This window comes from Candidatus Electronema sp. TJ (genome assembly GCF_048287355.1).
Lineage (GTDB): Bacteria > Desulfobacterota > Desulfobulbia > Desulfobulbales > Desulfobulbaceae > Electronema.
This window is the reverse complement of sequence record NZ_JBLWEP010000112.1, coordinates 1-7,758: the sequence shown is the minus strand read 5'-3', so window position 1 is coordinate 7,758 and position 7,758 is coordinate 1. Positions and strand designations below refer to the sequence as shown.

The following is a 7,758-nucleotide window of genomic DNA, read 5'->3' as shown; positions in this document are numbered from 1 at the left end:
CGGATGACTCCTGTCCCGGAGCAGGGCGCGTCGATCAGCACGCCGTCAAAAGGCTGGGGAGCAGTCGCTGCGAAGGCCTGCAAATCACCGGAGAAAACGCTGGCCCGCGCCTGCTGCTGTTGCAGGTTCTCACCCAGCAGGCGGAGGCGGCGCTCATCCGGCTCCACCGCAGTCAATGCCGAGCCTTCAGGCAGCAATGCGGCCAGGGCGCAGGTCTTGCCGCCCAAGCCTGCGCAGCCGTCAAGATACCGCCCTCCCGCTTTGAACGGGCCAAGCAGCGCGCAGGCGAGCTGTGCGGCCTGATCCTGCACCTGAAACAGCCCTTCCGCAAAGCCGGGCAGCGCAGTGACCGAGCCGCGCCAGTCAGGCAGAAGCAGGCTTTGCGGCCCGTATGCGCCCGGAATGCTGCGGATGCCTTGCGCCGCCAGCAGGCTGGCTAATTCCTGCCGGTCCATGCGCAGACTGTTCAGGCAGAGCTGCGGCTCCGTGCCGTTGATCCGGCAGATGTCCCGCGCCCTTTCCTCTCCTAAGTTGCGCCGCCAGCGTTCTGCCAGCCAGGCCGGATGATCCAGCTCAGGAGCAAGGTCTGCAAACCGGGGCAGGCTGTCCTTCTGCCGGGCGATGTTCCGCAAGATGCCGTTGACAAAGCCAAGCAGCCAAGGCGGCTGGCGCAGCAGCTTCAAGGCGGCCACTGTCTCGTTGACTGCCGCCGCATCCGGGACGCGCTCCAGCACGCAGAGCTGCAAGGCGCCAATCCGCAGGGCGGCCAAAGTCAGCGGCTTCATCTTGTGCAGACTGGTCGAGCTGAAGCGGCAGAGCAGCCAGTCTAAGCTGCCCTGCCGCCGCAGCGTTCCCATGACCAGCATCACCGCGAGCTGGCGGTCCTCCTGGCTGAGGCCGGAGTCATGAATCAGGGTGTCAATGAAGCCCTGAACTGGCTTTCCTGTGCCTGTCCATGCCGCAAGGCAGGCGGCAGCCTGACTGCGGGCTGTGCGTGTTCCGCTCTGTTTCGTCATTCCCCATCTTGCCTGTGAACAATTTTTCCCATGCAGCTTGTTGAGAATTTATCTTACACTTCCCTTGGCCGTTGTGATACACTGAAAATATGGCGGCAGGCGGACAATGCGACACAACAGTTCAGCTTGACAGGGAAAAAACAAGTTGACTTTTTGGCAGTCATCTTGTAGCTCTTTCAGAAAGGACAGAAGTTTCACCAACCAATCTGCTGAACAAGCAGGAGCCTGAGCACCGGCGAGTCCCGGCAGTCGGGCTTGAAAAAAAGGAGAACAAAGTGGACGGCGTTCAATTTCCTGTGATCGGGAACAGCATCATCATGGCGGCGGTCATTCTTATCCACGTCTTTTTCGCCTTCTTTGCGGTCGGCGGATCCGTGCTGGCAGTGGCTGCGGAATGGTGGGGAACCAAAAAGAAGGATGAGGACTACATCCGTCTGGCCAAGAGCGTGTCCGGCTTCCTTTCGGACATGATGAAGATCAACGGCGTGCTCGGCGTGGCCATTGTTGTGCTGACCATCGGCCTCTGGAGCCAGTTCGGCGCATTCCTGTATTCGACCCAGTTCTGGCCCTTCTTGGCCGAAGGCGCGGTCTTCCTTCTGCTGATGATCTTCGCGGTCATCTATCACAACACATGGGGGTCACTCTCACGCGGAACGCATATTTGCATCGGTGTCACCACCGGCTTCTTCGCCCTGATGGCTGGCTTTCTGATCAACGGCATCTGGGCCTTCATGCTGGTGCCTGGCAAATGGATGGAGACCGGCAGCCGCTGGGACGCATTTTTCAATCCCATCTTGGTGGAGTCAACCCTCCACATCCTCCTGCCGACCCTGATCAACTCCGCCCTGATCCTCTTCCTCTGGACGTTCTGGAAATCCTCCAAAACCCAAGGCGCGGAGCAGGCGTATTTCAACAAGATGAATCTGTTCACGGCCAAAATCGGCGCGGCATTGCTCTTCCTTCAGCCGCTGTCCGGCCTCAGCTTCGTGTTTAAGGTGAGATCCGCCACCTCGTCGCTGCCTGAGCCAAATCCGTGGCAGCAAATCACCAACGGCATGGCCACGCCTTTCTTCTACACCATGATCACGCTGGGCGTGCTGGCGATGATCTTTGCCGCGCTGTACTGGGTTCAAGGACATGAGAAAGGGCGTAAAATGCTGGCAGTCGCCGCTGGGGCCATGTTCCTCGCCTTCTTCATGGGCGCATTCACCCGCGAGCGGGCAAGAAAGCCGTATTTGGTCTGGAACACGATGTACATGAACCAGAAGTTCGTGCCCGGCAACATCGCCGCGCCGCCTGCGCCAGCCAAACCAGAGATCAGCGCACCGGTGAGCGGCGAGCAGGTCATCAAAAACATGGGCTGCATGAACTGCCATGCCGGCGGCGCTGGCGCACCTGCCCTGACCGGTTTGGCGCAGAAGTACGACAAAACCAAGCTGATGGATTTCGTCCGCAAGCCGCAAGGCGCGGCAGCCAACAGCATGCCGCCTTTCCCCGGCACAGAGCAGGAGCTGGAGGCTTTGGCTGACCATCTGCTGAAGCAGTAAACACAACGCAGCTCGCTGCGAAGCAAATCCCTGACCGGCCTTGCGCTGGTCAGGGATTTTTGCTGTCTGCACAACAACAAGCCATTCAATTTTCCATGACCCGCCTTTTCCTTCACGCCGCTTGCCTGCAATTAGAAATCCAGACAGGCGACACGCAGGCCAATCTCCGTCAGTTCCGCGAGCAGCTGGCAGCGCAGCAGTTCCCGGAAAACACTCTTGTCGTTCTGCCGGAAGTCTGGGCCAGCGGCTTTGATTATCCCAAGGCCGCCGCGCTGGCTGAAGAGACTCCGGCGATTCTTGCCGAACTGCAACAAACAGCGGCAGAGCGCAGGCTCTGGATTGCCGGTTCGCTGCTGGAGCCACAGCCCGGCGGCAAACCCTGCAACACCCTTTTTCTTGTCGGGCCAGACGGCGTGGCAGGCAAGTATCAAAAGCACCATCTGTTCCATTTCTGGCAGGAAGAAGACTGGTTGCAGGCAGGACAGGAGCCGTCGCCCATCGCCACACCCTTTGGGCCGCTGGGCGCATTGGTCTGCTACGACCTTCGTTTTCCTGAAATCAGCCGCCGTCAAGTCTTTGCAGGCAGCAGACTGATCGTCGTGTCGGCGCAGTGGCCTTCAGCCCGGCTGGGGCAGTGGCTGCTGCTGGCCCAAGCGCGGGCGGTGGAGAATCAGGCGTTTGTCGTTGCCTGCAACGGCTGCGGCGCGGTTGGTGAAGGCAGATTGGCCGCGCATTCGCTGATCATTGCCCCAGACGGCCAGATACTGGCCGAAGCAGGTGAGGACGCGGGCTGCATCCAAGCCCCGTTGCCGGAAGAGGAACTGGAGCGGCTGCGTTCCCGCTTCTGCACTGCTGGCGAGCGGCCTTGGCCAGGCTGGGATGCAAACAAGATCGTCGCGCTGGAAACACTGCAAGAACGGCTGGCTCTGATTCGGCGGCAAGGCAGCAAGGTGGTCTTCACCAATGGCTGCTTTGACCTGCTCCATGCCGGGCATGTGGACTATCTGGAGCAGGCCCGCGTCTGCGGCGACTGCCTTGTTGTCGGCTTGAACGCGGACAGTTCAGTGCGGCGGCTGAAAGGGCCTTCCCGCCCGGTGAACAGCGAGAATGACCGGGCCAGAGTTTTGGCCGCGCTCGGCTGTGTGGATTTCGTCATTATTTTTGCTGAAGACACCCCGCAGCAGCTTATTGCCGCCTTGCTGCCGGATGTCTTGGTCAAAGGCGCGGACTGGCCGGAAGAGCAGATCGTCGGTGCGGCGGAAGTGAAGGCCGCTGGCGGCGCGGTGCGGCGGATCGCCTTCCGGCACCAGCAGTCCAGCAGCGGGATTATTGAGAAGATTATTCAGTTAAAGGAAAAATGACCAACAGGGAAGGTCTGCGCCCTTTCTTAGTTGTTGCGGGCATACTCCTGTCTGCTGTTCTGCGGCTCCGTCTCTCCTGCATAGCCTCGCAGCCTGCTTTGCATCTTTTCGATCACTGTGTAATCGAGAGGATCAATCCACGCCGTCACGCCCGCAGTTGCAAGGGCTTTATCGTCCGCTTTCAGCTTTTTAAGAATGGCGGCCACCTGTCCAGCGAGCTGCGGGTCAACCCCGGCTGTCTTTGCCAGAACAAAACCCGGATAGAGGACAGTTGAGCAGACATAGGGAAAATCTTTATGATGTTTTTTCTCCAAAATTTTAACATCCTCCAGAGACAGTTCCCCGGATTCCGCCGCCATCTCCAAAAGGCCGGTGGGCACAATCCCAGCCTCCGTCTGTCCGCTCAGCACCGCCTTGATCACCGCCTGCGGGGTTTCAAAAAAACGAAGTGTGGAGATGAAGCCGTACGCGTCAAGGCCTGCGTCTTGGAATTCCAGTTCCGCCATCTGCCAGCCGGCAAAGGACCAGCGCCTGAGTGCCCCGAACTTTTTTCCGCGCAGGTCGGTCAGCCCGTTGACGGCATTGTTCTTCGCCGATGTGAAAATGGCCGCGCCGATCAGCTCGGTGCCGATGACAGGATTTTTCATTGTCAGCACCGCTTCCGCGCCGTGCTGCGCCTTGGCTGTTGCAAACATCGACGGATCAGCGGTGAAAAAATCAATCCTGCCTGCTTCCACAGCTGGCAGCACGTCTTTGAATTCCAAAGGCAGCACTGTCACAGGCCGCCCAAGCTTCTCGGCAAGATGCTCGCCAGTGGCCTGCCATTGCTGCATTCCTTTGAACGGCCCGTTCCAAACAAGGAAGCCAATTTTGACATCCCCTTCCGCCGCCGCCTGAGCAAGGGCGGCAAATGCCAGCAGCAGAGCGGCGGCTGCCGCCAAAATTCCTTTTCTCATCTTTCTGTCCTCCGCAGCGGAGCAATCCGCAATCATTCCTTGAAAAGAACAACGCTGTGACATATAATTATCCCCTCCCCTCTGCTGTCAAACCTGTAGAATGTGTCTCGCAAGCAGATGGTATCAATAGAATTGTCGCACATTGAACAGCGAAGTCAAGACCGTTTTTCCGCTGCCGCGCCATCTTGTCTTTCTCCTCCCTGCGGCGCGGAGGCTATGTCATGAGCCGAAGAAACAATTTGATTTCAGTGGCAGATATGCTATCCTTGGTAATGGCGGAGCGGCTTTTGACTCCGGTGCGGACATTTTCCGGCAGACGCGAGGAAACCTATGCATTTTGTTGAATTTCCATAACCATCAGACGAGCGGTCATTTATGTCTGATATCTCGAAAATCCTCATCGTTGACGACGACCTGCTTTTTGTCAACGATCTCTGTGAAGTTCTGTCCGCCTTCCGCCAGTATGACGTGCTGACCGCCACCAGTCCCGGCGAGGAGCTGTACAAGCTCAGGCAGGAGAAAATCGCGGTGCTGGTGGTCAACCTCCATGCTGACAGTCTCGACGCAGTGGAGGTGCTTTCTTTGGTCTCCACCTCCTATCGTCATGTTCAGTGCATTGTCATGACCAAAGGCGAGCATCCTTCGCACAAGCTGGTCGAGAATTATCCTTGCAAGGATTCTGTTTATCTCTATCTTGCCAAGCCTTCCAATCTGGAGGTCATCGGCTGCGCGATACTGGAAAGCCTGCAGCGGCTGGACGAGAACGACTATCAGCCCGGAATATCGGCAGCGAAAATCGCCGCCTTTTTCGAGGCGGCGCGGCGCACCTCGCGCATCTCTGTCCGCTTCGGAGCCAAGAGGCACGGCCTGCTCGACTTTGCGAAGGGCCAGCTGATCAACGCGGTCTGCGAGAAAAAAAGGGGTTCCGAAGCGGCGTTGGAAATTTTTGACTGGCCGCCGCTGGGATTCATTATCGAGTCTGAAACGCACGCCGGGGAGCGAGCCATCAGCCAGCAGGAGCTGGACACCATCCGCGTGACCTCAAGGCTGAAACGGGAAGCCGCACGGAAAGGCGGGATGGGGCAGCCTATGAACGGCACTGGAACGCAGAAGATCAGCCTGTTCATTGTTGATGACTCCAAGATGATGCGCAAGGTGATCGCGGGCATCTTCAAGGACGATCCTTTTGTCCAGGTGGTGGGCGAGGCCGAGAACGGCGAGGAGGCCCTGCAGCTCATTCCGCAGCTCAAGCCGGACGTGGTGACGCTGGACGTGGAAATGCCGGTCATGGACGGACTGAAGACCATCAAGCATCTGATGATTCAAGCCCCGACACCCACCGTGATGCTCAGCTCCATGACCCAGGACGGCGCGGTGGTGACCTTCGACGCGCTCAAATACGGCGCGGTCGATTTTGTCTCCAAGCCTTCGCGCAACGCTGAAGTTGATCTCAACGAGCAGACCAGGGACATCGCCCGCAAAGTGCATTTGGCCGCCGAAGTGGAGCTGGATGCGGTGCGCTATGTCCGGGCCGTGAGCAAGGACAAACAGGCCAAGTTTCCTCCCGGCACCCGCTGCGAGAAGATTGTGGCTGTCGGCGCGGCAGAGGGCGGCTATGGCGCGCTGCTCAAACTCCTGCCCCATCTTTCCGCCGAGCACCCCGCCGCCTATTTGGTCATGTTCTACGCGCCGTCCAAGCATTTGGACGCGTTTGTCGAATACTTGGGCCGCTTTTCACCGCTCAGGATCAAGCGGGCGATTAACAACGACCCGCTGGAGCCGGGCTGCTGCTACTTCGCCTCCGGCGAGGAGTACATGACCGTGCATGAGCGCGAGGACGGCCTGGCCTTGCATATCTCCGCAGCGCCTTTCGCCACCCAGCGCGGCTCGATCAACATGATGTTTTTCTCAGTGGCCGAGATTATGAAGGATGACTCGGTGGCGGTGATTCTTTCCGGCGTGGGCGAGGACGGCACTGAAGGCATGGCCGAGATACTCCGCGTCGGCGGCGCGGGCATTGTGCAGGATCCGGCGGGCTGCCTCTACCGCGACATGCCTTGGTCGGTCTCGGCGCACTGCCGCGAGGCGGCGGTTTTGCCGGACGCGGAAATACCGGACACCATTCATGGAATTCTGGCGGCCTGACGCGGCCCCGGAACACCGCAGGGGCGAAAAATCTTTCGCCTGCAAGCGGCCACGGACATCTGCTGCCTACTTGCAGAAGGCTGATGCGAAGCAGAAAAAAGGCTGCGGCTGAGTGTCAAAGGGATGAAAGCTGGCAGCAAAGGGTTGTTGCCGACTTGCAGAAGGTTGATGCGAAGCAGCAGAAGGTTGCGGCCAGGTGTCAAAGGGATGAAAGCGGGCAGCAAAGGGTTGTTGCCGACTTGCAGAAGGTTGATGCGAAGCAGGAGAAGGTTGCGGCCAGGTGTCAAAGGGATGAAAGCTGGCAGCAAAGGGTTGCTGCCGACTTGCAGAAGGTTGATACGAAGCAGCAGAAGGTTGCGGCCAGGTGTCAAGGGGATGAAAGCTGGCTCGGCAGATGCGATGCGAGACGCAACCCGGCACGGGGCAATCTTTTTCGCCCCTGCACGCTCCGATTGAAGACGAAAAACACCCGCCCCTGCACACCAGGCTTGCGGAATTTGGAAGATGCCAATATAAACAAGAGAACGGAATGCAGCACCACTTTTCAAAACAGGAGGGCATGAGAACAACATGAGCAGGAAGCGTGGAACGCGGCTGAACCAGGTTTCCGCAGGGAACCGCAGGCAGGGGGCGCAGGGCTGGCAGCCCGCAGTCCCGGAACCGAAACAGAGACAGGAGGGAACGAGGGAATGAAACGGCAACAGGCAATCACAACCTATAAACAGGGCTGGGG

General features: G+C 58.8%; 6 protein-coding genes. 3 read left to right on the top strand and 3 right to left on the bottom strand.

The features are described from left to right. Nucleotides 1-1,016 (bottom strand): RsmB/NOP family class I SAM-dependent RNA methyltransferase (locus tag ACNKID_RS08785; RefSeq protein WP_417913060.1); only part of this gene is annotated, 1,016 nt, incomplete at its 3' end. Between the two features lie 275 nt (nt 1,017-1,291). Between ACNKID_RS08785 and ACNKID_RS08780 the strand changes: the two genes are divergently transcribed. Together ACNKID_RS08780 and rfaE2 are read left to right on the top strand one after the other, a co-directional pair. Then, entirely contained in the window at nt 1,292-2,563 is a 1,272-nt protein-coding gene (locus ACNKID_RS08780; RefSeq protein WP_417913059.1) for a cytochrome ubiquinol oxidase subunit I, read from the top strand. 95 nt (nt 2,564-2,658) lie between these two features. Then, a complete protein-coding gene (gene rfaE2, locus ACNKID_RS08775) occupies nt 2,659-3,924 on the top strand; it encodes a D-glycero-beta-D-manno-heptose 1-phosphate adenylyltransferase (protein WP_417913058.1) in 1,266 nt (421 codons plus the stop codon). A gap of 26 nt (nt 3,925-3,950) precedes the next feature. Here the strand turns inward: rfaE2 and ACNKID_RS08770 are convergent, their stop codons facing one another. Beyond that, on the bottom strand, nt 3,951-4,880 hold the full coding sequence (locus ACNKID_RS08770; RefSeq protein WP_417913057.1) for a phosphate/phosphite/phosphonate ABC transporter substrate-binding protein: 930 nt from the start codon (nt 4,878-4,880) through the stop codon (nt 3,951-3,953). A 375-nt stretch (nt 4,881-5,255) separates the two neighbouring features. On the opposite strand from ACNKID_RS08770, the gene ACNKID_RS08765 reads away from it, so the two are divergent. After that, a complete protein-coding gene (locus ACNKID_RS08765; protein ID WP_417913056.1) occupies nt 5,256-7,025 on the top strand; it encodes a chemotaxis protein CheB in 1,770 nt (589 codons plus the stop codon). Here the strand turns inward: ACNKID_RS08765 and ACNKID_RS08760 are convergent. Next, the coding region (locus ACNKID_RS08760; RefSeq protein ID WP_417913055.1) for a hypothetical protein at nt 7,004-7,758 on the bottom strand (755 nt) is incomplete at its 5' end. The two genes, ACNKID_RS08765 and ACNKID_RS08760, sit on opposite strands and share 22 nt — an antisense overlap.